Below are 24921 nucleotides of genomic sequence, written 5' to 3'. Positions count from 1 at the left end.
GCCATGAGCACCACGACCTCCCGTGCGGCCCTCGCGGCGCCGGACCTGTCCACCAGGACGCTGACCACGACGGGCGACGGCCGACGTCGGCGCCACCAGCAGGGCAGCGTCCAGCACCCGCGCGACACCACCGTCAAGCGCACCCTGTACGCGATCGCCGGCATCGGTTCGGCCCTCGTGTTCGGCGTCCCGCTCATCTGGTCGATCCTGCGGGCGTTCCAGTCCGAGGCCGTCATCACGCAGGCCCCGGACCCGGCGACGTTCTTCCAGCTCGGGTGGCAGAACTTCGCCGCCGTCTTCGCCTCGTCGTCGCACCTGCTCACCGGCGTCGTGAACTCGCTCATCGTGTCGATCGCCACGGCGGTGCTGACCGCGGTGATCGCGACGATGGCGGGCTACGGGTTCGCACGCTTCCGGTTCCGGGGCGCCGGACTCGTGTTCGGCCTGGTGCTGCTGACGATGATGGTGCCGTTCCAGGCCATCCTCACGCCGCTGTACCTCGAGATGAACGCCATGGGGCTGACGAACTCGCTGCTCGGGCTCGTGCTGTTCTACACGACCGTGAACCTGCCGTTCGGGGTGTTCGTGATGCGCAACGCGTTCGAGTCGATCCCCACCGAGCTCGAGGACTCGGCCTTCGTCGACGGAGCCTCGCGCTTCCGGGTCGTCGTGTCGGTGCTCCGCCCGCTGCTCCTGCCCGGGGCGGCGACCGCGGCGCTCTACGCGTTCCTGGCGTCGTGGACGGAGTTCCTCGGAGCCCTGACGTTCCTGACGAAGGACTCGCTGTACACGCTGCCGGTCGCGCTGCTCAACCTGCAGACCGGGGCGTACGGGCAGGTGTCCTACGGCAACCTCGTCGCCGGGTCGGTGGTGGCGATGATCCCGTGCATCGCGCTCTACGTCGGGTTGCAGCGGTTCTACGTCGCCGGGCTGTCGTCCGGGGCGTTGAAGGGCTGACGGTCGGGTCAGCTCGCCGTCGGCGCCCCTCGCACCGTGCGAGGGGCGCCGACCGGTGCGGCCTACGTGCTGCGCCGCACCACCAGCTCGGGTGCGAGCAGCGTCTCGTCGCGGGGCTCCCCCTCGACCAGTGCCCGCACGGTGTCGAGCACCCGCTCCCCCATCGCCCGGAAGTCCTGCCGCACGGTGGTCAGCGGCGGCGTGAAGTGCGCGGCCTCGGGGACGTCGTCGAACCCCACCACGGCGATGTCGTCGGGGACCCGCAGCCCCTCGTCGGCGAAGGCGTGCAGCACCCCGAGCGCCATCTGGTCGTTGCCGGCGAAGACCGCGTCGACCGTCGTCACGTCGATGTGCCGGGCGGCCGCGAAACCGCTCGCGGGGGTCCAGTCGCCCTCGAGCACGACGGGTTCGAGCCCGGCGTCCTGCATGATCCGCAGGTAGGTCGCCCGGCGCACCTCGGACTCCTGCGACACGTGCGGCCCGGCGATGTGCACGATCCGGCGGTGTCCGCGGTCGAACAGGTGCTGCATGACGAGCGCGGTGCCGGCCGCCTGGTCGATGGCGACGGCGGCGACGCTCGGCGCGACCGGGGTCCGGACGGCGTCGCGCTGCACGGCGTTCGACACCACGACGGGCACCGTGACCGGCACGGTGAGTGAGGCGAGGGCGTCGAGCACCCGGTTGTCGGCTGCGACCAGCACGATCGCGGCGACGTCCTGCGCGAGCAGCGTGGTGAGTGCGCCGGACAGGTCGGACGGCCGCGGCTCCTCCGGCAGCGTGGACAGCAGCACGTGGTACCCGGCGGAACGGGCCGCCCGTTCGAAGCCGATCGAGGTGCTCGACGGACCGTACAGCGCATCGCCGGCGGTGATGATGCCGAGGGCCTTGCTCCGCCCTCCGGCGAGGGCGCGGGCGGCGGCGCGGGGCCGGTACCCGAGCTCCGTGACGGCGTCGGTGACCTGTGATCGGTACTGCTCGCGGACGGTCGGGTCGCCGTTGATCACGCGGGAGACGGTCTGGTGGGACACGCCCGCACGCTCGGCGACGTCGAAGATCGTCGGGGCCTTCCGGCGCTTGCCGCCCCTGCCCTCGGGGGCGGTCGTGGTGCTCACGTCGCCAACCGTACCGCTCGGTCCGGCCACCGCGGCAAGATCACGAAACGGCGACGCTGAGTTGACACCCCGTCACGGAACCCACAAGATGTGAGCGCTCACACGAGCGCATCCCGCGGGGCACAGCAGCCCCGGCACCCGAGGCGTCGAGGACGACGTAAAGGAACAGAGGTACTTCGATGATGAAGCGCAGGATCATCGCGGGCGTCGCAGCCGTCGGCATCGCGATCTCGCTGGCCGCTTGCTCGGCCGGCGGCCGTGCATCCACCGACGGTGGCGGCAGCGGCGACAACAAGGGCGCCCTCGTCGGCGTCGCCATGCCCACCAAGGTCTCCGAGCGGTGGATCAAGGACGGCAACGCCGTCAAGAGCGACCTCGAGAAGGCCGGCTACAAGGTCGACCTCGAGTACGGCGACAACAAGGTCCAGCAGCAGGCCCAGCAGGTCAGCAACATGATCACCAAGGGCGCAAAGGTCCTGATCATCGCGTCGATCGACGGTGGCGCGCTCTCCGACCAGCTCGACGCCGCCGCCAAGGCCGGCATCAAGGTGATCTCGTACGACCGCCTGCTCACGGGCAACAAGAACGTCGACTACTACGTGTCCTTCGACAACGAGAAGGTCGGCGTCGACCAGGCGAACAGCCTGCTCACCGGCCTGGGTGTGCTCGACGCGGACGGCAAGAAGACCGGCGAGAAGGGCCCCTTCAACATCGAGGTCTTCGCCGGTTCGCTCGACGACAACAACGCCGGGTTCTTCTTCAACGGCGCCATGAAGACGCTCAAGCCGTACCTCGAGGACGGCACGCTGAAGATCCAGTCCGGCCAGGACGAGCTGTCCCAGGCCGCCACGCAGCAGTGGGACCCGGCCACGGCCAAGGCCCGCATGCAGAACCTGGTCGCCAAGTCCTACTCGGGCGGCACCACGCTCGACGGCGTGCTCTCGCCGTACGACGGCATCTCGATCGGCATCATCTCGGCGCTGCAGGGCGCCGGGTACGGCACGAGCGACCGTCCGCTCCCGACCGTCACCGGCCAGGACGCCGAGGCCGCCTCGGTCAAGTCGATCATCGCCGGTCAGCAGTACTCGACGATCTACAAGGACACGCGCAAGCTCGCCAAGCAGTCGGTCACCATGGCCGAGGACCTGCTCAGCGGCAAGGAGCCCGAGGTCAACGACACGAAGAGCTACGACAACAAGGTCAAGGTCGTCCCGACCTTCCTGTTCCAGCCGACGGTCGTCACGAAGGACAACTACAAGGAAGTCCTCGTGGACTCGGGGTACTACACCGAAGCCGACCTGAAGTAGTCAGGTCCATCTCACGGACCGGAGGCGCGGTGCCAGCCCGCACCGCGCCTCCGGTCCGTCTCCACCAGCGCGCCCACGCGCGCACGACGGAAAGGCGTCCACATGGCGGACACCATCCTCGAGATGCGGGACATCACCAAGACGTTCCCCGGCGTCAAGGCCCTGCAGGGCGTCTCGATCGAGGTCGAGCGCGGCCAGGTCCACGCGATCTGCGGCGAGAACGGCGCGGGCAAGTCGACGCTCATGAAGGTGCTGTCGGGTGTCTACCCGGCCGGTTCCTTCGACGGCGAGATCCTGCTCGACGGCGAACCCGTGCGGTTCGCGGACATCAACGACTCCGAGGCTGCGGGCGTCGTGATCATCCACCAGGAGCTGGCGCTCAGCCCGTTCCTGTCGATCGCCGAGAACATCTTCCTCGGCAACGAGCAGTCCAAGGGCGGCTTCATCGACTGGAACAAGACGAACCTGACGGCCGCCGAGCTGCTCAAGCGCGTCGGGCTGAAGGACAACCCGGTCACCAAGGTCGTCGACCTCGGTGTCGGCAAGCAGCAGCTCGTCGAGATCGCGAAGGCGCTCTCGAAGGAGGTGAAGCTCCTCATCCTCGACGAGCCCACCGCGGCGCTGAACGACGACGACTCCGCGCACCTGCTCGAGCTCATCCGCTCGCTGCAGGCCGAGGGCATGACGGCGATCATCATCAGCCACAAGCTCAACGAGATCAAGGCGATCGCGGACAAGGTCACGATCATCCGTGACGGCAAGACCATCGAGACCCTGGACATGCGGGCCGACGACGTGTCCGAGGACCGGATCATCCGCGGGATGGTCGGCCGTGACCTGTCGAACCGGTACCCCGAGCGCGAGAACCCCGTCATCGGCGAGGAACTGCTGCGGATCGAGGACTGGACCGTCCACCACCAGCTCGACTCGTCGCGCGAGATCATCCACCAGGCCAACCTCAGCGTCCGCGCCGGCGAGGTCGTCGGCATCGCCGGGCTCATGGGCGCCGGGCGCACGGAACTCGCGATGAGCGTCTTCGGCCAGTCCTACGGCACCGGCATCAGCGGCACCGTCTACAAGCGCGGCACCCCGATCAAGACGCACACCGTCTCGCAGGCGATCGACAACGGCATCGCCTACGTCACCGAGGACCGCAAGCGCTACGGCCTGAACCTGATCGACGACATCAAGCGGAACATCTCCGGGTCGGCGCTCGGCAAGCTCGCGAACTGGGGCTTCGTGAACTCCTCGGAGGAGACCACGGTCGCCAGCCAGTTCCTCAAGAGCCTCAACATCAAGGCGCCGAACGTCGACGTCGTGACGGGGAAGCTCTCCGGCGGGAACCAGCAGAAGGTCGTCCTGTCGAAGTGGATGTACGCCGACCCGGACGTGCTCATCCTCGACGAGCCGACCCGCGGCATCGACGTCGGCGCCAAGTACGAGATCTACACGATCATCAACCAGCTCGCCGACCAGGGGAAGGCGGTCATCGTGATCTCCTCCGAGCTCCCCGAACTGCTCGGCATCTGCGACCGCATCTACACCCTCTCCGAGGGCACCATCACGGCCGACGTCCCGCGCGCCGAGGCGACGCCCGAGGTCCTCATGCAGTACATGACCCAGGAACGGGAGACCCCTGTCAATGAACGCGCTTAAGTCCGCCGTCGGCTACCTCACCGGGCAGCTCCGACAGATCGGCCTGTTCATCGCGCTGATCGTCATCGTCATCTTCTTCCAGGTGACCACGAACGGCATCACGCTGGCCCCGATCAACGTCTCGAACCTGATCGTCCAGAACAGCTACATCCTCATCCTGGCCATCGGCATGGTCATGGTCATCATCGCCGGCCACATCGACCTGTCGGTCGGGTCGGTGGTCGCCTTCACGGGCGCCATGGCCGGCGTGATGATCACGCAGTGGAACATCCCGTGGCCGATCGCGGTCGTGCTCTGCCTGGTGGTCGGTGCGCTCGTCGGCGCGTGGCAGGGCTTCTGGATCGCGTACTTCGGGATCCCGGCGTTCATCGTGACGCTGGCGGGCATGCTCGCGTTCCGCGGCGCGGCCCAGATCGTCCTGCAGAACCAGCAGATCTCGCCGTTCCCCGCCGGCTTCCGCTCGCTCGGCTCCGGCTTCCTGCCGTCCTTCGGCACCACCGGGTACGAGCCGCTCACGATGATCCTCGGCTTCGCTGCCGCGGCCGTCATGGTGATCGCGGCGTTCCGCGGTCGCATCACGCGTCGCAAGTACCAGCTCGAGAGCGAGCCGTTCGCCTGGTTCATCGTGAAGACGGCGTTCGGTGCCGTGCTCGTGATCTACGTGGCGCTCCTGCTCGCCAGCTACAACGGCACCCCGATCGTGCTCGTCGTGCTCGGTGCCCTCGTGGTGATCTACTCGGTCGTCATGCGGAGCGCGGTGTTCGGCCGTCACATCTACGCGATCGGCGGCAACGCCCTGGCCGCGCAGCTGTCGGGTGTGAAGACGAAGCGCGTCACGTTCCTGCTCTTCGTCAACATGGGTGTCATCTCGGCCCTGGCGGGCGTGGTCTTCACCGGCCAGCTCAACCTGGCGGCACCGGGCGCGGGCAACGGCTTCGAGCTCGACGCCATCGCCGCCGTGTTCATCGGTGGCGCGGCCGTCACCGGCGGCATCGGCACCGTGCCGGGCGCCATCGTCGGTGGTCTCATCATCGGTCTGCTGAACAACGGCATGTCGATCCTCGGCGTCGGCACCGAGTTCCAGTCCCTGATCAAGGGTCTGGTGCTGCTCGCCGCCGTCGCGTTCGACGTGTTCAACAAGCGCCGGGCGGCGTCCGCGCGCAAGTAACGCGTCGGAGTCGCCCCCGCCGAAGCGACAGAAGTGCACGGAACAGCCGTGCACTTCTGTCGCTTCCGCGTTCAGCGGGACAGGACGGCCCAACCCCCGGCCGGGAGGCGCAGGGTCCCGTCCCCGAGATCGGCCCCGCCCGCCTCGACCTGCGTCGCGTCGGCCACGGGCACCTCGACGGGATCGTCCGACAGGTTCAGGGCGGTCACCACGGCGGCGTCCGCCGTCGCGGTCCGCAGCACCACGGCGGTGTTCGTCAGGTGCACGACGTCGGTGTGCGCGCGGTGCAGCCACGGGTTGCGGCGACGCAGGGCGATGAGCGCCTCGTACGCGTGGGTCAGGTCCGTCGGCGTCGGGACCTCGGCCGGGAACTCCGGGCGGACTGCGTCGTCGCCGCCCTCGCGTTCCTCCTTCACCCCGGTCCAGCCGTACTCGTCGCCCGCGTAGACCACCGGGGTCCCCGCCACCGTGAACAGCACGGCGGCGGCGTGCCCGGCGAACCGCTCCCCCACCGCGCTCGCGATCCGGGTGACGTCGTGGTTGCCGATGAACGTGGTCGGGGCGAACGTGGCCAGCAGCGCGTCGTGCCGCTCGATCGCGTGCGCGAGCTCGTGACCGTTGCGGTCCGCGATGCCGTGCCAGATCCCCTGCCACAGCTCGTACTGGGTCAGCGAGTCCATCGTCGAGTCGCGAGCGATCGCCGCCGCGTCTCCGTGGATCACCTCACCGCTGAACCAGGCGTCCGGGAACCGCTCCCGCACCCGCGGCAGCACCCGCGCCCAGAACGCCGGCGGCACCGCGTACGCCGCGTCGAGCCGCCAACCGTCGACGCCGCGGGCCAGCCAGTGCGTCATCACTTCCACCACGAGGTCCTCGGTGGCGCGGCTGTCGTGGTCGAGCGCGACGAGGATGTCGTGGCCCTCGAACAGTCCGACGGGCACGGGCTGCCCCGGCTGCCACCCGGACCAGTCGATGGCGAACAGGTCGGCGGTCGGCGCCTCCGGGCCGTGGTCGGACAACGCGCGGAACGCCGGGTGCTCACGGCCGACGTGGTTGAACACCCCGTCCAGCAGCACCCGAACGCCCCGCTCGTGCGCCGCCGCGACCAGGGCGGTGAAGTCGGCGTCGTCGCCCAGGCGCGGGTCGATGCGGAAGTGGTCGACCGTGTCGTACCCGTGGGTCGAGCTCGCGAACACCGGGCCGAGCAACAGGCCGTTCAGACCGAGGTCGACGACGTGGTCGAGCCACCCGGCCAGGCGGTCGAGGCGGTGTTCGAGTGGACGCTCCCCCACCGGCGCCGCGGGGCGGATCTCGGCGCCGACGAACCCGAGCGGGTAGACGTGCCACCACATCACGTGCTCGACCCACGCGGGTTCGGGGTGACGGGTGGGTGCGGTGTCGGTGCTCACCGGTCCGATGCTGCCAGCCGGACCTGCGTCGGGTGCGCTGGTGCTGGGAACGGACAGGAGCAGCAGGACGAGGATGAGGGGATGGGACGCGCGATCAGGACGGCAGCGGACGCTGCGGCGAACGAGGCGGAGCACGCCGAACGTACGTGCGCGTCCTGCGGGCGAACGATGCCCTCGTCGGCGGCACCGGAAGCGCGGTACTGCTCCGCAGCGTGCCGGAAGCACGGAGTCGACGCCACCGACCGGGCCCTCGAACAGCGCATCGACGAGCTGCTCGCCGCGCGCGCACGGACCTCGAGCATCTGCCCGTCCGAGGTCGCCCGGTCGCTCGAGCCCGACGACTGGCGGCCGCTGATGGAACCCGCCCGCCGAGCCGCCCGCCGCATGGTGGCCCGCGGCGAGGTCGAGATCACGCAGGGCGGCTCCGTGGTCGACCCGTCGACGGCGAAGGGGCCGATCCGCATCCGTCGCCCGCGCTGAGGGAACACGTGTCGTCCATCGTCGGTTGCATGCAGGGATGACTGCAACCGGATCGACCGAACCGACCCCTGTCCAGCCCCGAGCCCTCGTCGTGGGAGCGAGCGGCATCACCGGCTCCGCCCTGGTGAGCCACCTGCTCGACGACGGCTGGGAGGTCACGGCGCTGTCCCGCCGGCCGATCGGCCGCGACGGCGTCCGGACCGTCGCCGCGGACCTCCGCGACCCCGAGAGCCTGTCCGCCGCGCTGGCGGACGAGCAGCCGACCCACGTGTTCTTCACGGCATGGCAGCGCCAGGACACCGAAGCCGAGAACATCCGCGTGAACGGCGGCATGGTCCGCGACCTCCTGGCGGCACTGGCGCACGCACCGCTGGCGCACGTCGCGCTCGTCACCGGGTTGAAGCACTACCTCGGCCCGTTCGAGGCGTACGCCGCCGGCGAGATGCCCGACACGCCCTTCCACGAGGAGGAGCCGCGCCTCGACACCCCGAACTTCTACTACGCACAAGAGGACGAACTCTTCGCAGCGGCCGAGCGCCAGGGGTTCACCTGGTCGGTGCACCGCTCACACACCGTGATCGGGCACGCCGTCGGCAACGCCATGAACATGGGGCTCACGCTCGCCGTGCAGGCCACGCTGGCGAAGGAACTCGACCTGGACTTCGTGTTCCCGGGCAGTGAGGCGCAGTGGAACGGCCTGACCGACATGACCGACGCCGGCATCCTCGCCGAGCACATGGTGTGGGCCTCGACCTCGCCCGAGGGTGCGGACGAGCCGTTCAACATCGTGAACGGTGACGTCTTCCGCTGGCGCTGGATGTGGCCGCGCCTGGCGGCACACCTCGGCGTCGACCCGGCGCGCGTCGTCGGGTACCAGGACGCGCCCCGCCCGCTCGAGGTCCAGATGGCCCCGTACGAGGCCGAGTGGGCCGGCATCGCCGAGCGGCACGGCTTGGTCGAGTCGGACATCACCCGGCTCGCCTCGTGGTGGCACACCGACGCCGACCTGGGTCGTGCCATGGAGGTCGTCACCGACATGGGCAAGAGCCGCGCTGCCGGCTTCACGGCGTTCCGTCGGACCGAGCAAGCCTTCGCGGACCTGTTCGCCCGGTACCGCGCGGACCGCCTGATCCCCTAGCCGGTCACCGGGGTACGTCGTTCCTCGGACCCGGCCGCGAGCGTCGCCGACCCGCGTGGTTGTCTCGTGGTCACACGCGCCGGGAGCCCTCGGCGGTTCCCGGAGGAAGGAAGACACCATGTCGCTCGGAGACAAGGCGAAGGACGTCACGCAGAAGGTCGTCGGCAAGGTCGAGGAGGCCGTCGGCAAGAAGACCGACGACGCCGAGCTCACCCACCAGGGCCAGAAGGACCAGGTCATGGGCGAGGGTCGTCTCGACAAGGAGAAGGCCAAGGACGCGTTCGACGGCAAGTGAGCCTCGGGCTCAGACGCCCGTACCGCTCGTCGGTGCGGGCGTTCGTCGTTCCCGGAGGCGGCTGCGTGGACCGCGCGCAGCGTCAGAACGCGTACCGGATGCGACAGGAGGGCAGGTGCTCGGCGACGAGCTCGCGGAAGCGCTCGACGAGCTGCCCCTTCATGCCGGATCGGTAGCGCACGTTCACGGCACCGTTCTGGGACACCTTCTGCTCCTGCAGGTCCGGACGCCACAGCAGGTCCTCGGCCTTGGGGTGCCAGCCGAGGTTGACCTCGTGCAGGGGTTGGTTGTGGGTCAGGAAGATCACCTCGGCCGCGAGCTGCGCCTTGGCGGCCGGGGACAGCACGTCATCGACCTGCCGGAGCAGCTCGGCCCAGTCCGACTCCCACGTCGGTGTGAGGATGATCGGCGAGAAGTTCAGGTGGACCTCGTACCCGGCGTCCACGAAGTCGTTCACCGCGGCGATCCGCTTGGCGATCGGGCTCGTGCGGATGTCGGTGACCTTCGCGGTCTCGTGCGGCATCAGCGAGAAGCGGATCCGGGTCCGGCCCATCGGGTCCCAGTCGAGCAGGTCGCGGTTGACGTACTTCGTCGCGAACGAGGCCTTGGCCGTCGGGGTCATCCGGAACAGGTCGCAGAGGTCACGGACGTTGTCGCTGATCATCGCGTCGACCGAGCAGTCGCTGTTCTCGCCGATGTCGTAGACCCAGACTTCTGGATCGCACTGGTTCGGCTTGGTCTTCGGCCCCTGCTTCGCGACGTTCCGGGCGACGTGCTTCGTGATCTGGTCGATGTTCGCGAACACGGTGACCGGGTTGCTGTAGCCCTTGCGCCGCGGCACGTAGCAGTAGGCGCACGCCATCGCGCAGCCGTTCGCGGTGGACGGGGCGATGAAGTCGGCCGAGCGACCGTTCGGCCGGGTGACGAGCGACTTCTTCACCCCGAGCACGAGGGCCTCGGTCTTGATCCGCACCCAGCGCTGCACGTTGCGCTCGTCGCCATGCACCTCGGGGATGTTCCAGTGCGACTCGACCGGCACCACCTCGGCGTCCGGCCACTGCCCGACGATCTCCTGCCCGCGCTGCAGGTCGAGGGCGGCGGGTTCGGCGTAGATGCGACGGATGTCGAGCATCGGGCGGACACGTGCGTTGCTCATCGACACCTGTCTACCGGGTACCACCGACGGTGCAGACTCGGGGCATGACCGCCGAACGCGACGACCACTTCTTCGTCGTGGACGGACGACGCTGGCGCCGCACCGACCCGGCGCTGCCCGAGGAACTCGCCGCCGCACTCCGCTCCCACCTGGGGCGCGGGCGGAACGCCGTGAAGACCGCGAAGCGTGCGGGCGACGACGACGCCCTGGCGGCGGCCCGGCACCGGAACGGGCTCGCGAAGCACGGGCTCGGCGAGCGCGGCCCCGAGTGGTGGACCCGCCCCGAGGCCGACCGGATCGCGGACGCCGAGCGGGCGGTGGCCGAGCTCGACGCCCTCGACGAGGGCTCCTCGTGACGGTCGTCCGGCCGCCGCGGTGGGAGCTCGGCCGCCGCCGGTATCGTCCACGGCGACGTCCTGCTCGTCGTGGTCGGCTCGGTCTGCGCTGTGCCCGGCGGATGGGCCGCGGTCCGCGCCCCCCGTGTCGGCGTCCGACTCGCGGCCGATCAGCTGCGCTACGAGGGGTGGCTGGTCGGATGGACCGCACCCCGGCAGGCGATCACCGTCGTGCTCGACGACGGGAGCGTCGAGTGGCGTGACGGACGAGGGGTCGAACAGCGACGACACATGGCCATGCTGGCGCAGGCATGGGAGGACGATGGCACGAAGTTCGCGCCGTACTGGCGGTGGCGCCGGGAGGGACTGCTCCAGGTCCGCCAGTGGGCGGGCGCCCGAGCCGTCTGACCAGCCGGGGCCGAGCGCACCACCGACGCCTCGGCCGTCGGCGCCGCACCACATCGAGTGAGCAGAAGACGTCGGGTGTGTGGGGCACACTCGACGTCTTCTGCTCACTGGGAGCCCGGCGCCGACGCCCGGCGGCGCGGCTAGGCCTCGGTGTGGCCCAGGTCGGGCTCGACGAGCAGGCACGCGGTGCGGGACGCGGCGGCGTGCAGTTCGAGCACGACGAGCTCGTTGCGACCGTGGCGGAGCACCGGCCCCGGGATCGCCAGGGTCTGCTGCGGGCCTCGTGACCAGTACCGACCGAGGCAGAACCCGTTGACCCAGGCGACACCCTTCCGGAACCCGTCGAGCGACAGGTACCGGTCGTCCACGGCGTCGAGGTCGAACGTGCCAGCTGCGAACGTCGGCCCGGCGAGCACCTCGCCACCGGTCGGAGCGACCTCGGACAGCGCGGCCACGGCGGCAGGTGCGATGGGGTCGAGGGTGAGCGGCGATGCCGTCCACCGGGCAACCGGGGCGCCGTCGATCGCGACGCCCCCGATCAGGCCCTTCGGCTCGCCGATGCGGATGCCGTAGTCGACGCGGCCCTGGTCCTCGACGAGGAGCTCGAGCGTGCCGGTCACCGGCGGCAGGGTGATGGCGCGGTCGTGGTGCTCGCGTTCCAGGACCCCGACCACGACACCATCGGCCGAGACGATCGCACGGTCACGCACCTCGGTGCCGACGGTCAGCACCCCGCCGGCGGGCAGGTCGACCTCGGCGCGGTAGGCGACGAAGCCGCTCGCAGCTCCGAGCGAGTCGAAGGTCGGCGGCTCGTCGTGCGCGGACCACGTCGTGAGCGTGGGCAGCAGGGAACGGAGCGACGCGACGCGGTCCAGACGGACGGCGAGGTCCGTGGCGGGGGTGATCCGGGCCTCCAGGCCGACTCCGTCCGCCACATCGGACGCGAGCCGACCCGATCCACCCGGCTCCATCGACGCCGGCAGCGGCGGGACGGGCGCGTAGCGCTCGATGACCGCGCGGAAGGCGTGGAACTTCGCCGTCGGTCGGCCGGCCTCGTCGAGCGGGGCGTCGTAGTCGTACGACGTCGCGATCGGACGGTAGACGCCCTTGTCGTTCGCGCCGTTCGTGAAGCCGAAGTTCGTGCCGCCGTGGAACATGTAGATGTTCACCGATCCCCCGGCGGCGAGCAGGTCGTCGAGGTCCGACGCCGAGGCAGCCGCAGGGGTGGTGTGGTGGTGCTCGCCCCAGCTGTCGAACCAGCCGTCCCAGAACTCCGAGCACATGAGCGGACCGGTCGGCTGCGCCTGGCGCAGGCGGGCGAGGCGTTCAGTGGAGCGCGACCCGAACGAGCCGGTCTTGTGCAGCGAGGGCAGGGAGCCGTCCTCGAGCATCGTGCCCATCGGCTGGTCGACGCTCGTGAAGGGAACGGTGAGCCCGATCGACCGGTGCATCGCCTCGAGCTCCCGCAGGTACGAGGGGTCGGAGCCGTAGGCGCCGTACTCGTTCTCGACCTGCACCAGGACGATGGGCCCGCCCTGGTCGATCTGCCGCGGGACCAGCACGGGGGCCAGGTGCTGCAGGTACGTCTCGACCGCTGCGAGGAACCCGGGCTCGTTGCGCCGGACGCCCACGGAGCCGTCCGCGAACAACCAGTACGGCAGACCGCCGTTCGTCCACTCGGCACAGATGTAGGGGCCGGGACGGACGATGGCGTGCATGCCCTCGGCGGCGACGAGGTCGAGGAAGCGGCCGAGGTCCAGTCCACCCGACAGGTCGAACACCCCGGGCGACGGCGCGTGCGCGTTCCAGGCGACGTAGGTCTCGATGGTGTTGAGGCCCATCAGCTTCGCCTTGCGGATCCGGTCGGCCCACAGGTCGGGGTGCACGCGGAAGTAGTGGATCGCGCCGGACATGATCCGGTGCGGCTCGCCGTCGAGCAGGAAGTCGGTGTCGCCGATGGCGAAGCGCATGGTGTGATTCTCTCGTTGCCGGCCGGGCCGGTCGTGGAGCCGGCGGGGCGTGGAGCGGGGCCGTGCGGACGTGTCCGCACGGCCCCGCCAAGGGTGCGGTGCTACTTGGTCGAGACCGTGAAGCCCTGGTCCTTGCCGTACTTGGCGAGGGCCTTCTGCCAGGCCTCGAGGCCGGCGTCGAGCGAGGTGCCGTTCTCGTACGCCTGACCGACGGTGTCGGCGTAGACGCTGTTCGCGTACACCTGGTACGGCAGGTAGGTGAAGTCGTTGTCCGAGGACTTCGACGCGTCGACGAGCACCTTGTTGATCTGCTGACCGCCGAAGTACTCCGGCTTCTCGTCGAGGAACGCGGCCGAGTCCAGGTCGGCGGTGGTCGACGGGAAGCCGCCGGACTCCATGAAGACCTTCGTGGACTCCTTCGAGGAGTTCAGCCACTTGAGGAAGCCGGCGGCCAGGGCCGGGTTCTTCGACTGCTTCATGACGACCTCGGCGCTACCGCCGTTGTTCGCGGTCTGGGCGGTGCCGCCGTCGTAGGTCGGCATCGGGGCGACGCGCCAGTCACCAGACGCCTGGGCGACGCCGGACTCCAGGTTGCCGGGCATCCAGGCGCCGGTGATCATCGTGGCGATCTCACCGTTGCCGAGCTGCTTGTACCAGTCATCGGTCCAGCCGACGGTCTTCGACAGCAGGCCCTGCTCGACGAGCTCGTTCCAGGTGCTCGTCCACTTCTTGGTGCCCTCGTCCTGCAGGTTGATGGTCACCTTGTCACCGTCGGTGGTGAACGGGGTGCCACCGGCCTGGGCGATCATGCTCGTGGTGAAGCCCGCGTCGCCGGAGTCCGCCGCGAGGTACGCGTTCGGGTCGGCTGCGTGCAGCTTCTTCGCGGCGGCGACGTACTCGTCCCACGTCTTCGGCACGGCGAGGTCGTACTTGTCGAAGACCTTCTTGTTGTAGAACATCGCCATGGGGCCCGAGTCCTGCGGCAGGCCGTAGACCTTGCCGTCGATCGTGACCGAGTTCCAGGTGCTCTTCGCGAACTTGCTCTCGAGGGAGTCGAACCCGTACCCGCTCAGGTCGAGCAGCGATTCGGACAGGGCGAACTGCGGCAACGCGAAGTACTCGACCTGCGCGACGTCGGGGGCGCCCGAGCCGGCCTTGATCGTGTTCTGCAGCTTGGTGTACTGGTCGGCGCCGGTACCGGCGTTGACGAGCTTGACCTGCACCTTCGGGTACTGCTTCTCGAAGGCGGCGACCTGCGCCTTGGCCGACGGGGTCCACGACCAGTAGGTCAGGGTGCCGCCGTCTTTCAGGGCCTTGTCGATGTCGTCGGCCGAACCGCCGGCGGACGACCCGCCGGAGGCGCACGCGGCCAGCGCGATGGCGGCGGTGACGCCGATGGCGAGGGCGCTGAGCCCGCGCCGGAGACGCTTGTTCATGGGAGTGCCTTTCACTTCTTCGTGGAGGGGGTGGAGCTGCTGTGTGCCGGACCGGCCGGCGTGTGGCGGGGTCGCCACGGGCCTGCCGTCCGACGGATCAGGCCTTGACCGACCCGGCCGCGAGGCCGGACTGCCAGAAGCGCTGGAGGAAGAGGAACGCGACCACGATCGGGATGATCGTGAGGAGCGATCCCGTGACGACGAGGTTGTAGATCGGCTGCGCGCCGGACCCGGTGGCCTGGGCGTTCCACTGGTTCAGGCCGACCGTCAGCGGGTACCACTTCGGGTCGCTCAGCATGATGAGCGGCAGGAAGTAGTTGTTCCAGGTGGCGACGACCGCGAAGAGCAGGACGGTGACGACGCCGGGCGCGAGCAGGCGGAGCGCGATGGTGAAGAAGATCCGGAACTCGCCGGCGCCGTCCATGCGGGCGGCCTCGAGGAGCTCGGCGGGGATCGCGTCGACCGCGTAGGTCCAGATCAGGTACATGCCGAACGGGCTGATCAGCGAGGGCAGGATGATCGCCCACGGGGTGTTGGTCAGGCCGACCTGCGAGAAGAGCAGGAACGTCGGGACCGCGAGGGCCGTGCCGGGGACCGCGATGGCGCCGAGGACGACGGCGAAGACCGCGCGCCGACCGGGGAACTGGAACTTCGCCATCCCGTAGCCCGCGACGGTGGCGAGCAGGGTGGCCCCGCCGGCACCGACGACGACGTAGAGCAGCGTGTTGCCGAACCACTGCAGGAAGATGCCGTCGTTGTAGGTCAGCGTGTCGACGATGTTCTGCCAGAGGTTGAAGTCCCCGCCGAACCACAGCCCGAACGTGGAGAGCAGCGACGCCTGCGTCTTCGTGCTGTTCACGAGCAGGTAGAACAGCGGCGCGAACGAGTACACGACGAAGACGACCATCACCGCGGTGAGCAGGCCGGAACGCTTCGGCTTGCGTCCGTCGACGTGCTGTTCGGCCTTGCGGGAGGCGCGGATCGAGCGGGTGCGCGGCGCACGTTGCGTCGTGGTCGCCTCGGTCACCGTGGCCGCTGCGGGCCCGGCGGGGTGCTGGATGGTGCTCATCGGTTCTCCTCGCGGGTGCCGCGGACCTGGACGACGTAGGCGATCACCGCGGTGATCACGCCCATCACGATCGCCACCGTGGCGGAGTAGTTGAACTGCTGGCCGCTGAAGGACAGCGAGTAGGCGTACATGTTCGGGGTGAAGGCGCTGCCGATGACGTTCGGGGCGAGGGTCTTGAGCAGGTTCGGCTCGTTGAAGAGCTGGAAGCTGCCGATGATCGAGAAGATCGTGGCGATGACCATCGGGCCGCGGAGCGCCGGGAGCTTGATCGAGAAGACCGTGCGCAGCGGACCGGCACCGTCGAGCTCGGCCGCCTCGTACAGCTCGCCGGGGACGGTGCGGAGTGCGGCGTAGAAGATCAGCATGTTGTAGCCGAGGAACTCCCACGTGACCACGTTGCCGATCGACGTCAGGACCCAGCTCGGGCTGAACGGCTGCAGCAGGTCGATGCCGAGCGCGTCGTTCGCCGCGCCCGTCAGACCGAACTGGTTGCCGTAGATGAAGCCCCAGATCAGGGCCGCGACGACCCCGGGGACGGCGTAGGGCAGGAACACCGCGATGCGGAAGAAGCTCGTCCCCCACAGTCGGGCGCTGTCCAGGGCCAGGGCGGCGACGAGCGCGAGCCCGAGCATGATCGGCACCTGGACGACCAGGAAGACGGCGACCCGACCGAACCCGGACCAGAACTTGGCGTCCTGGAAGAGCTGGACGTAGTTGGCGAACCAGACGAACTGGTTGCCACCGATGAGCTGGTCGCGGAACAGGCTGAGCCAGAGCGCGTACCCGATCGGCACGATGAGCATCAGGACCAGGACGACGACGAACGGCCCGACGAACAGCCATCCGGTGAACCGTCCCCGCGGCTTGGGGCGGCGGCCGGCGGGGCGCTCGGCGGTGGGGCGCGGTGCTGCCTCACCGGGGCGCGCTGCGAGCGTGCTCATGTGACTCCTTCGTCTGCTGCGTTCGGGCGGTCGGTGTCGGCGACTCGGCCCGGGCCGGATCAGGGTGTCCGGGCGGTCACCGATGTTGACGTCAACATCGAACGACGCGACGATAGCATGGCAACGTCAACATGCGCTAGCGTCCGGGGAGGCCGACCGTTCGGCCCTCTCGATCCGGAAGGAGCGCCAGCGTGACGATGGAGTCCCCCGCCGGCACCCGCCGCGCCCCCTCGATGGCCGCCGTTGCCGACGTCGCCGGGGTGTCGATGCAGACGGTCTCGCGCGTCGCCCGGGGCTTCGACAACGTCAGCCCGGAGACCCGCGACCGCGTCCAGCGCGCGATGGAGTCCCTCGGCTACCGGCCCAACCGTGCCGCCCGCGCCCTGCGCTCCGGCCGCTTCCGCACCATCGGCGTGATCATGTTCACGCTCGCGTCCTTCGGCAACATGCGCACGCTCGAGGCGATCGCCGACGCCGCCGGGGTCGCCGACTTCACGATCACCCTGCTGCCCATGGCCTCGCGCACCGAGGCGGGCGTCCGGTCGGCCTTCTCACGCCTGCACGAACAGGCCGTCGACGGCGTCGTGATCATCATCGAGTCGCACATCATCGACACCGCCGAGGTCGTGCTGCCCGACGGCGTGCCGATGGTGATCGTCGACTCCACGGGCAGCACCGATCACCCCGCGATCGACACCGACCAGGCCGACGGCGCTCGGCAGGCCACGCAGCACCTGCTCGACCTGGGCCACGAGACCGTCTGGCACGTCGCCGGGCCGGAGTCGTCGTACTCGGCAGCCCGGCGCCTCGCCGCGTGGCAGGACACCCTGACGCGCGCCGGTCGACCGGTCCCCCCGGTGTTCCACGGCGGCTGGACGACCGAGCACGGCTACGAGGCCGGGCTCGAGATCGCCGCACGCCCGGAGATCACCGCGGTGTTCGCCGCGAACGACCAGACCGCTCTCGGTGTCCTCCGCGCCGCACACGAGTCCGGTCGCCCGGTGCCGTCCTCGCTCAGCGTGGTGGGGTTCGACGACTCCCCCGAGTCCGACTCGTTCTGGCCGCCGCTGACCACCGTGCACCAGTCCTTCGACGAGGTCGGCCGCCGAGCGGTCGCGAACCTGCTCGCCCAGATCGACGGCGAGCGGGTCAGCGTCGCGGCCGACCTGGTGCCGGTGCGGCTCGTCGAGCGCGCGAGCACGGCGGCGCCGCCGGCGCGCTGACGCGGCGCGCCCGTCCACCGAAGCGACACGCTGCCGCCGAAGATCCGGGGAGAACTGTCGCTCCCGCGGACCTGACCCGCCTCCCTGCCGGCCACCTGTCGCTTCGGCAACCACACGCCGGACGGGAGGCCCGGTGCCAGGCCGCCACGGGCCTCCCGGCCGCCGCGCGGGCCACGTCACAGGCCCGGCGACAGTCCACGCGCCCGTCACCCCGTGAGGCGTCCCCCAGCCCGTGACGGCGCGGTCGCCGCGCGGTCGCCGCGCGCCCGCGCCCGCAACGAGCAGAGGACGTCGGGCGCGAGCGCCCGACGTCCTCTGTGCTCACTCGACGCCCGCCGTGGCGTGCGCCGAGGCGTCCGGTCAGCCGATCGAGACGGCGGTCCAGGAGACCGGCGGGAGCTCGATCGTGACGGTGTCCCCCTCGCGGCGGACCGACTCGTTCGTGCGGAGCCCCACGCGCGAGGTGTTCTCCAGGTCGTTCACGGCGTGCAGGTCGTCGTCCCAGACGCCCTCGGCGTGGACGTCACCCGTCGCACCGATGCCGGCGAGGTCGATCGTCACCGTGGTCGGCTCGGACGGGTGGCGGTTCACCAGGAAGACGGCTGCCTTGCCGTCCTCGGACACGGTGGCAGCGGAGTCCACGACCGGGACCTCGCCGTACTTGCCGCCGTCGACCGTGTCGCCCGAGGCCTTGACCTGCAGCGACGTGCCCTGCGCCAGGCGCGAGGTGACCGAGAACGGGAAGAAGGTCGTCTGGCGCCAGGCCGGTCCACCGGGCTCGGTCATGATCGGGCCGATCACGTTGACGAGCTGGGCGAGCGAGGCCGAGGCGACGCGGTCGGCGTGCCGGAGCAGCGAGATGAGCAGGCCACCCACGACGACGGCGTCGGCGACGGTGTAGACGTCCTCGAGCAGACGCGGGGCGACGGGCCACTCGTCGAGCGTGAAGGTCTTGGCCTTCGCTTCCCACTTCTTGATCGACCAGACGTTCCACTCGTCGAACGAGATGTCGATGCGCTTGTCGGACTTCTTCTGCGCCTGGACGTGGTCGGCGGCCGTGGTGACCGTCTTGATGAAGTGGTCCATGTTGACGCCCGAGGCGAGGAACGACGGCAGGTCGTCGTCCTCCTCGTAGTAGGCGTGCGCGGAGATGTAGTCGACGTCGTCGTAGGTGTGCTCGAGGACGGTGCGCTCCCACTCGCCGAACGTCGGCATCGACGCCCCGGAGGAACCGCAGGCGACGAGCTCGAGGTCGGGCTGGATCTGCCGCATGGCCTTGGCGGTCATGGCGGCGAGCTTGCCGTAGTCGTCGGCGTTCTTGTGGCCGAGCTGCCACGGGCCGTCCATCTCGTTGCCGAGGCACCACATCGTGATGGCGAAGGGTTCCTGGCGACCGTTCGAACGGCGGTATTCGGACAGTGCCGTCCCGGCGTCGATGTTGGCGTACTCGAGGAGCTCGATGGCTTCCTGCGTGCCGCGGGTGCCGAGGTTCACGGCGAGCATGAGCTCCGAGCCGACCTGGTCGAGCCAGTGCTGGAACTCGTGCAGGCCGACCTCGTTCGTCTCGGTCGAGTGCCAGGCGAGGTCGAGGCGGCGGGGGCGCTGCTCGACGGGGCCGACGCCGTCCTCCCACTTGTAGCCGGAGACGAAGTTGCCACCGGGGTAACGGATGGCGGAGACGCCGAGTTCCTTGACGAGCTCGACGACGTCCTTGCGGAAGCCGTGCTCGTCGGCGGTCTCGTGGGCGGGCTCGTGGATGCCGTCGTAGACGTGGCGGCCGAGGTGCTCGACGAACCCGCCGAACAGGCGACGTCGCACCGGCCCCACGGTGAACGCGGCGTCGAGGACGAGGTGTGTGCGGGGCATGGATCTCCTTCGATCGTGGCAGTGCGGTTCGTGCGGGGAGCGGGTGGGGCCACGGACGGGAACCGAAGCGGGCCGTCACGAAAGTGAGCGCTCACCTGCCGGAAACGCTACCGGGTTCCGCGCCGTCGCGAAAGGGGTGGCGGATGCCGGGAGCGAGCGCTAATGTGAGCGCTCACGGAGCACCGGAAGGTCGTTCCGTGTCCGGAGCAGCAGTGCTCCGGGTCCGGAGCAGCGATGCTCCGGCGGGAGCACCGACCCTGTTCCCGAGCCCGGCCCATCCCGATGGAGTGATGCCATGCCGATCCCACCCGCAACACCCGCGTCGCGCCTCTCGCGCCGGGGCTTCCTCGCCGCCGGCGCAGCGGCCGCGACGGTCCTGCCGCTCGCCGCCTGCTCGAGTCCCCTCGCCGCCGGCCTCGCCGGCAGTGCGCTCAACCCCGAGACGCTCGTCTTCTGGAACCTGTTCGGCGGCGGCGACGGCGTTCGCATGCAGGCCATGGAGGACGGCTACGCGAAGCAGCACGGCGGCTCGAGCGCGCTGCAGGGCACCACGTTCGCGTGGGGCAACCCGTACTACTCGAAGCTGACACTGGCCACCGTCGGGAACAAGCCGCCGGACGTCGCGGTCGCGCACCTGACCCGCGCGAAGCCGCTCTGGGACGGTGACCTGCTCGACCCGATCACGTCCGACGACCTGGCGAGCGTCGGCCTGAGCGCCGCCGACTTCAACCAGAAGGCCTGGGCGGCGCAGAAGACCGACGGCAACAACATCGCGGTCCCGCTCGACACCCACCCCTTCGTCCTCTTCTACAACGTCGACGTCTGCAAGAAGGCCGGTCTGATCGACGGCGACGGCAACCTCGTCGACCTCAACGGCATGGACAACTTCGAGAAGGCCCTCGCCGCGGTCGCCAAGGTCACCGGCGGCACGGCGCTCAACGTCGCGAACGTCGTGCCCGAGACGGCCACCCCGTGGCGCTTCTTCTGGACGATGTACAACCAGCTGAAGGACGCCACCCCGTTCATCAGCGACGGCGGGTCGAAGCTCACCGTCAACGAGGACGCCTACAACGAGGTCACGAGCCGGACCCAGAAGTGGGTGAAGGAGGGCTGGCTGAACAAGGCCCTCGACTACGCCACCGCGCAGTCGCTCATGTTCGACGGCAAGGCCGGCTTCTTCATGCAGGGCGAGTGGGAGATCAGCACCGCGCAGTCGATCAAGGGCCTGAACTTCGGCATGGCGCCGATCCCCCAGCTCTACGACAAGCCGGCGACCCAGGCGGACTCGCACACGTTCGTCCTGCCCAAGAAGGACCGCACCCCGGAGCAGCGCAAGCAGCACATGCTCTTCATCAAGCAGATGCTCGAGCAGAGCCTGACGTGGGCCGAGGGCGGGCACGTGCCGGCTTACATCCCGACGTTCGACAGTTCGGCGTACAAGAAGCTCACGCCGCAGTCGAACTACGCGGCCGCAGCCGAGACCGCCGTGTTCGACGACGCCGCCTGGTACGGCGGTTCCGGCTCGACGTTCGAGGGCACGGTGGGCGCCCAGCTCGCCCTCGTGCAGCAGGGCAGCTCGTCCCCCGCGCAGGCACTGCGCGCCATCAAGTCGCAGCTCGCGACGTACCTCAACACCCCGAGCCCCCTGTGACCCGGCACGCAACCGCCCGGCAGGCTCCCTCCGGGCAGACGACCCCCGCGATCGCCGTGAACACCGCGCGAAAGGCACGATGACGTGACCACAGCACCTGTCCTCGACCGGCCGACGGACGCGACCACCGCGCCGCGTCCACGCCGGAACCGCTCCTACGGCTCCAGTGTGAACCGCGGCCAGGGCCGCAGCGGCTGGCTGTTCCTCGCCCCGTTCGGCCTGTTCTACGTGGCCTTCCTGCTCGGCCCGACGGTCTGGATGATCGTCACGAGCTTCTTCAACACCTCGACCGTCCGCACCGGGCTCGGCAGCTTCGCGGGGTTCGCGAACTACGCCGAGATGCTCGGGCGCAGCGACTTCTGGTCGTCGCTCTGGCACACGCTGCAGTTCACGCTGTACACGACCCCGCCGCTCGTCATCCTGGCGTTCGTGTTCGCCGTACTGACGAACCGGATGAACCGCGGCCAGTGGTTCTTCCGCCTGGCGTTCTTCCTGCCGTTCATCCTGCCGTCGGCGACGATCTCGCTGATCTGGGTGTTCATCTTCACGCCGAGCACCGGCCTGTGGGCGAGCCTGCAGTCGGCGATCGGCATGACCCCCGGCTCGGGCATGCTCTCGAGCCCGAACACGGCCATGATCGGTGTGGCGATCGCCACCGTGTGGTGGACCCTCGGCTTCAACTTCGTGCTCTACCTGGCCGGTCTGCAGGAGATCCCGCGCGAACTGTACGAGGCGGCCGCGGTCGACGGTGCGTCGAACTGGCAGCAGATCAAGTCGATCACGCTCCCCCTGCTCGGCCGCACCACGACGCTGGTCGTCCTGCTGCAGATCATCGCGAGCCTGAAGATCTTCGACCAGGTCTACCTGATGACGAACGGCGGGCCGGGCATCTCGACCCAGGTCTCGCTGCAGCTCATCACCGGCGTCGGCTTCACCGACAACCGGCTCGGTGCCGCATCGGCCGCGTCGGTCCTCCTGTTCATCGTGATCGTGGCGATCGCGGTCATCCGGCAGCTCGTCGAGCGCGCTGCCGCCAAGCGAGAGATCGGGGCCTGACATGACCGCCACCGAGAGCATCACCACCGGCCGCAAGCTCCGCACCGGCGTCTCGTCCGCCGCTCCCACGAGCGCCGCGAAGATCGGCGTCAGCGGTCGTGGCTTCACGATCGCTTCGGGGATCGTCCTGACGATCTTCGCGATCATCTGGCTCATCCCGAGCGTGTTCGCCCTGAAGACGTCGCTGTCCGACAACGGCGTCGCCGCCCTCGGCGCCAATGCGATCCTGTCCAACTGGAACCCGACGCTGCACTCGTACTCGTCGCTGTTCCAGGCCGGCGACATCTGGAACTGGTACCTCGCCAGTGCCATCACGAGCGTCGTCACGGCGGCACTCACCGTGCTATTCGCGTCGATGGCTGCGTTCGCGCTGTCGCGGCTGGTGTTCCGCGGCCGCAACATCGCGTTCCTGCTCATCATCCTCGGGATCATGATCCCGACGCAGGTGCTGATCATCCCGATCTTCCAGGAGCTCAACGCGGTCGGCCTGCTCAACACCTACTGGTCGGTGATCTTCCCGCAGGTGCCCGCCGTGATCGCGGTGTTCATCTTCAAGCAGTTCTTCGACGGCATCCCGAAGGAGCTCGAGGAGGCCGCGCGCATCGACGGGGCCGGCATCTGGAAGGTCTACTGGTCGGTCATCCTGCCGCTGTCGCGTCCGGTGATCGCGGCCGTGACGATCCTGACCTTCGTCGGGGTGTGGAACAACCTGCTGCTGCCGCTGTTCGTGCTGTCCAACCCGGACCTCATGACGATCCCGGTCGGGCTCGCCACGGTCCAGGGCAGCTTCGGCCAGCGCTACGCCGACATCCAGGCGGGTGCGATCCTCGCGGCGCTGCCGCTGATCATCCTCTACCTGATCTTCCAGCGGCAGATCGTGGAGGGCGTGACGGGCTCGGGCCTCAAGGGCTGACGCGACCTCACCACGGACGGGAGGCCCGGTGCCAGCTGGCACCGGGCCTCCCGTCCGTCCGTTGGTCGCGTCGCGTGCGCGGCGCGGCTGGTGCTGTCGGGCGTACCTGGCGGAACCGGGCATACCTGGGCGGAAGTTCTGTGACGGTATGCCCGAACGCACCAGGCAGCGCGCCCGCCAGGGGAAAGACCGGGCGTACCTGGTCGGAACGGGCGTACCTGGTCGGATCGGGCGTACCTGGGCGGAAGTTCTGTGACGGTATGCCCGAACGCACCAGGCAGCGCGCCCGCCAGGGGAAAGACCGGGCGTACTTGGTCGGAACGGGCATACCGGGTCGGATCGGGCGTACCTGGTCGGAAGATCCGTGACGGTATGCCCGAACGCACCAGGCAACGCGCGCGCCAGGGGAAAGACCGGGCGTACCTGGTCGGAACGGGCGTACCTGCCAGGCACCGCGCGGGTCAGGCGGGGACGGAGACCTTCGTCTCGTGCTTCCAGAACCCGGAGAACGTGATGCGCGACTTCGGCAGGCCCGCACGGTGCAGATGGCGGCGGCCCTCGGTGGCGAGTCGCGACTCCCCCACGACGAACGCGTACCCCTGGTCGTCGGACGGCACGTGCCGCTGCAGTTCGGCGAGGGCGCCGCTGCCGGGGACCGCACCCGGCTGCCGCACGATCCAGGTGACCTGCACGCCGGTGGGGGCGTCGAGGTCGCGGATGTCGGCGGCGGTCGGTACCTCTTGGATGATGCGGCCGACGGTGTCGCGCGGCAACGAGGCGGCGATGCCGACGACGCCGGGCAGGCCGGTCTCCTCGGCGGCGACGACGACCTCACTGGTGCCTGCGGGGACGTCGAAGATGCAGCCCTGGTCGAGCATCGCGAGCTCTTCGCCGGGGCGTGCGGCGCAGGCCCAGATCGCGGCCCGACCCTCGAGCTCGCCGCGGTGGTCCAGGTGCACGACGAAGTCGATGTCGAGCTCGGCGGTGCCGTCGGCGAGCAGGCGGTACGCGGCGACGGTGTAGTTCGCGCAGTGGGGGCGGATGTCCTCGGGGATGCCGAGGAACGTTGGCCACCACTTCTTGCCGTCCAGGTCGGGCATCCGGAAGGCGTCCTGGTCGGGGCGCCGGACGAACAGGCGGAACCAGTGGTCGAAACCGAGGTAACCGAACTCGTGCAGGTCGTCCCCGGTGACGGTGACGCGCTGCATCGAGGGGGTCACCCGCTGGGTCCTGAGGACACGGGCGCGGAAGAGCCGGGGGTTCGTCGGCAGGAGCCGCGGGGTCTTCGCCATGAGGCAAGGCTAACCTAAGATGACTTCCGTGCCAGCCCCCAATCCCGTTCTGGCTTCCGGTCCGGAGGTCCCCGAACCCGTCG

22 protein-coding genes are annotated in these 24921 nt (G+C 69.5%); 13 read left to right on the top strand and 9 right to left on the bottom strand.

What is annotated here, in order from left to right:
* Positions 1-3 precede the first annotated feature (3 nt).
* A complete protein-coding gene (locus Q9R26_RS01575; protein WP_027466164.1) occupies positions 4-957 on the top strand; it encodes a carbohydrate ABC transporter permease in 954 nt (317 codons plus the stop codon).
* A 62-nt stretch (positions 958-1019) separates the two neighbouring features.
* Here the strand turns inward: Q9R26_RS01575 and Q9R26_RS01570 are convergent, their stop codons facing one another.
* Positions 1020-2069, bottom strand: a complete 1050-nt coding sequence (locus Q9R26_RS01570) for a substrate-binding domain-containing protein (RefSeq protein ID WP_182064760.1) — start codon at positions 2067-2069, stop codon at positions 1020-1022.
* A 179-nt stretch (positions 2070-2248) separates the two neighbouring features.
* On the opposite strand from Q9R26_RS01570, the gene chvE reads away from it, so the two are divergent.
* The 3 genes from chvE to mmsB all read left to right on the top strand — a co-directional run bounded on the left by chvE (position 2249) and on the right by mmsB (position 6200).
* Complete coding sequence (gene chvE, locus Q9R26_RS01565) at positions 2249-3376, top strand: multiple monosaccharide ABC transporter substrate-binding protein (RefSeq protein WP_182064761.1); 1128 nt, start codon at positions 2249-2251, stop codon at positions 3374-3376.
* A gap of 102 nt (positions 3377-3478) precedes the next feature.
* Complete coding sequence (mmsA, locus tag Q9R26_RS01560) at positions 3479-5032, top strand: multiple monosaccharide ABC transporter ATP-binding protein (RefSeq protein ID WP_182064762.1); 1554 nt, start codon at positions 3479-3481, stop codon at positions 5030-5032.
* A complete protein-coding gene (gene mmsB / locus Q9R26_RS01555; RefSeq protein ID WP_027466160.1) occupies positions 5019-6200 on the top strand; it encodes a multiple monosaccharide ABC transporter permease in 1182 nt (393 codons plus the stop codon). The genes mmsA and mmsB overlap by 14 nt, the downstream gene beginning before the upstream one ends.
* A 71-nt stretch (positions 6201-6271) precedes the next feature.
* Here the strand turns inward: mmsB and Q9R26_RS01550 are convergent, their stop codons facing one another.
* Entirely contained in the window at positions 6272-7609 is a 1338-nt protein-coding gene (locus Q9R26_RS01550) for an alpha-amylase family protein (protein WP_311226367.1), read from the bottom strand.
* Positions 7610-7690: 81 nt separating this feature from the next.
* Between Q9R26_RS01550 and Q9R26_RS01545 the strand changes: the two genes are divergently transcribed.
* The 3 genes from Q9R26_RS01545 to Q9R26_RS01535 all read left to right on the top strand — a co-directional run bounded on the left by Q9R26_RS01545 (position 7691) and on the right by Q9R26_RS01535 (position 9522).
* Positions 7691-8089: a DUF3253 domain-containing protein gene (locus Q9R26_RS01545; protein WP_262138832.1), complete on the top strand. Its 399-nt coding sequence runs from the start codon at positions 7691-7693 to the stop codon at positions 8087-8089.
* A 37-nt stretch (positions 8090-8126) separates the two neighbouring features.
* Positions 8127-9227: an SDR family oxidoreductase gene (locus tag Q9R26_RS01540; protein WP_311226366.1), complete on the top strand. Its 1101-nt coding sequence runs from the start codon at positions 8127-8129 to the stop codon at positions 9225-9227.
* A 118-nt stretch (positions 9228-9345) separates the two neighbouring features.
* The gene (locus Q9R26_RS01535) at positions 9346-9522 is read left to right on the top strand and encodes a CsbD family protein (protein WP_152999032.1); all 177 of its coding nucleotides are present in this window, start codon (positions 9346-9348) and stop codon (positions 9520-9522) included.
* 82 nt (positions 9523-9604) lie between these two features.
* On the opposite strand, the gene Q9R26_RS01530 is transcribed toward Q9R26_RS01535, so the two are convergent.
* Positions 9605-10678, bottom strand: a complete 1074-nt coding sequence (locus Q9R26_RS01530; protein WP_311226365.1) for a spore photoproduct lyase family protein — start codon at positions 10676-10678, stop codon at positions 9605-9607.
* A 44-nt stretch (positions 10679-10722) separates the two neighbouring features.
* Here Q9R26_RS01530 and Q9R26_RS01525 point away from each other — a divergent pair, with 44 nt between their 5' ends.
* Positions 10723-11034, top strand: coding sequence for a biopolymer transporter Tol (locus tag Q9R26_RS01525; protein WP_311226364.1), 312 nt, complete (start codon positions 10723-10725; stop codon positions 11032-11034).
* A 90-nt stretch (positions 11035-11124) separates the two neighbouring features.
* A complete protein-coding gene (locus Q9R26_RS01520) occupies positions 11125-11421 on the top strand; it encodes a hypothetical protein (RefSeq protein ID WP_311226363.1) in 297 nt (98 codons plus the stop codon).
* Positions 11422-11561: 140 nt separating this feature from the next.
* Here Q9R26_RS01520 and Q9R26_RS01515 read toward each other — a convergent pair whose 3' ends face one another.
* The 4 genes from Q9R26_RS01515 to Q9R26_RS01500 all read right to left on the bottom strand — a co-directional run bounded on the left by Q9R26_RS01515 (position 11562) and on the right by Q9R26_RS01500 (position 16837).
* A complete protein-coding gene (locus Q9R26_RS01515; RefSeq protein ID WP_311226362.1) occupies positions 11562-13391 on the bottom strand; it encodes a beta-galactosidase in 1830 nt (609 codons plus the stop codon).
* A gap of 101 nt (positions 13392-13492) precedes the next feature.
* The gene (locus tag Q9R26_RS01510; RefSeq protein ID WP_209134031.1) at positions 13493-14827 is read right to left on the bottom strand and encodes a sugar ABC transporter substrate-binding protein; all 1335 of its coding nucleotides are present in this window, start codon (positions 14825-14827) and stop codon (positions 13493-13495) included.
* A gap of 97 nt (positions 14828-14924) precedes the next feature.
* A complete protein-coding gene (locus Q9R26_RS01505; protein ID WP_220032968.1) occupies positions 14925-15896 on the bottom strand; it encodes a carbohydrate ABC transporter permease in 972 nt (323 codons plus the stop codon).
* On the bottom strand, positions 15893-16837 hold the full coding sequence (locus tag Q9R26_RS01500; protein WP_182064770.1) for a carbohydrate ABC transporter permease: 945 nt from the start codon (positions 16835-16837) through the stop codon (positions 15893-15895). The genes Q9R26_RS01505 and Q9R26_RS01500 overlap by 4 nt, the downstream gene beginning before the upstream one ends.
* Before the next feature lie 197 nt (positions 16838-17034).
* Between Q9R26_RS01500 and Q9R26_RS01495 the strand changes: the two genes are divergently transcribed.
* Positions 17035-18060, top strand: coding sequence for a LacI family DNA-binding transcriptional regulator (locus tag Q9R26_RS01495; RefSeq protein ID WP_311226571.1), 1026 nt, complete (start codon positions 17035-17037; stop codon positions 18058-18060).
* A 360-nt stretch (positions 18061-18420) separates the two neighbouring features.
* Here the strand turns inward: Q9R26_RS01495 and Q9R26_RS01490 are convergent, their stop codons facing one another.
* On the bottom strand, positions 18421-19926 hold the full coding sequence (locus Q9R26_RS01490) for an alpha-N-arabinofuranosidase (RefSeq protein WP_182064771.1): 1506 nt from the start codon (positions 19924-19926) through the stop codon (positions 18421-18423).
* Between the two features lie 295 nt (positions 19927-20221).
* Between Q9R26_RS01490 and Q9R26_RS01485 the strand changes: the two genes are divergently transcribed.
* The 3 genes from Q9R26_RS01485 (at position 20222) to Q9R26_RS01475 (ending at position 23546) form a co-directional block, all read left to right on the top strand.
* Positions 20222-21577: an extracellular solute-binding protein gene (locus Q9R26_RS01485; protein ID WP_259579916.1), complete on the top strand. Its 1356-nt coding sequence runs from the start codon at positions 20222-20224 to the stop codon at positions 21575-21577.
* Positions 21578-21661: 84 nt separating this feature from the next.
* Positions 21662-22633 (top strand): carbohydrate ABC transporter permease, encoded by a 972-nt coding sequence (locus tag Q9R26_RS01480; protein WP_182064773.1) that lies wholly within the window; start codon positions 21662-21664, stop codon positions 22631-22633.
* Position 22634: 1 nt separating this feature from the next.
* A complete protein-coding gene (locus tag Q9R26_RS01475; RefSeq protein ID WP_027466145.1) occupies positions 22635-23546 on the top strand; it encodes a carbohydrate ABC transporter permease in 912 nt (303 codons plus the stop codon).
* 461 nt (positions 23547-24007) lie between these two features.
* Here the strand turns inward: Q9R26_RS01475 and Q9R26_RS01470 are convergent, their stop codons facing one another.
* On the bottom strand, positions 24008-24838 hold the full coding sequence (locus tag Q9R26_RS01470; RefSeq protein ID WP_138804112.1) for a siderophore-interacting protein: 831 nt from the start codon (positions 24836-24838) through the stop codon (positions 24008-24010).
* Between the last annotated feature and the right edge of the window lie 83 nt (positions 24839-24921).

Origin of the sequence: Curtobacterium sp. BRB10, from assembly GCF_031844325.1 — a bacterium.
GTDB classification, from domain to species: Bacteria; Actinomycetota; Actinomycetes; order Actinomycetales; family Microbacteriaceae; genus Curtobacterium; species Curtobacterium poinsettiae_A.
The sequence above is the reverse complement of the archived record's forward strand: the minus strand, read 5'-3'. Positions and strand labels throughout refer to the sequence as shown.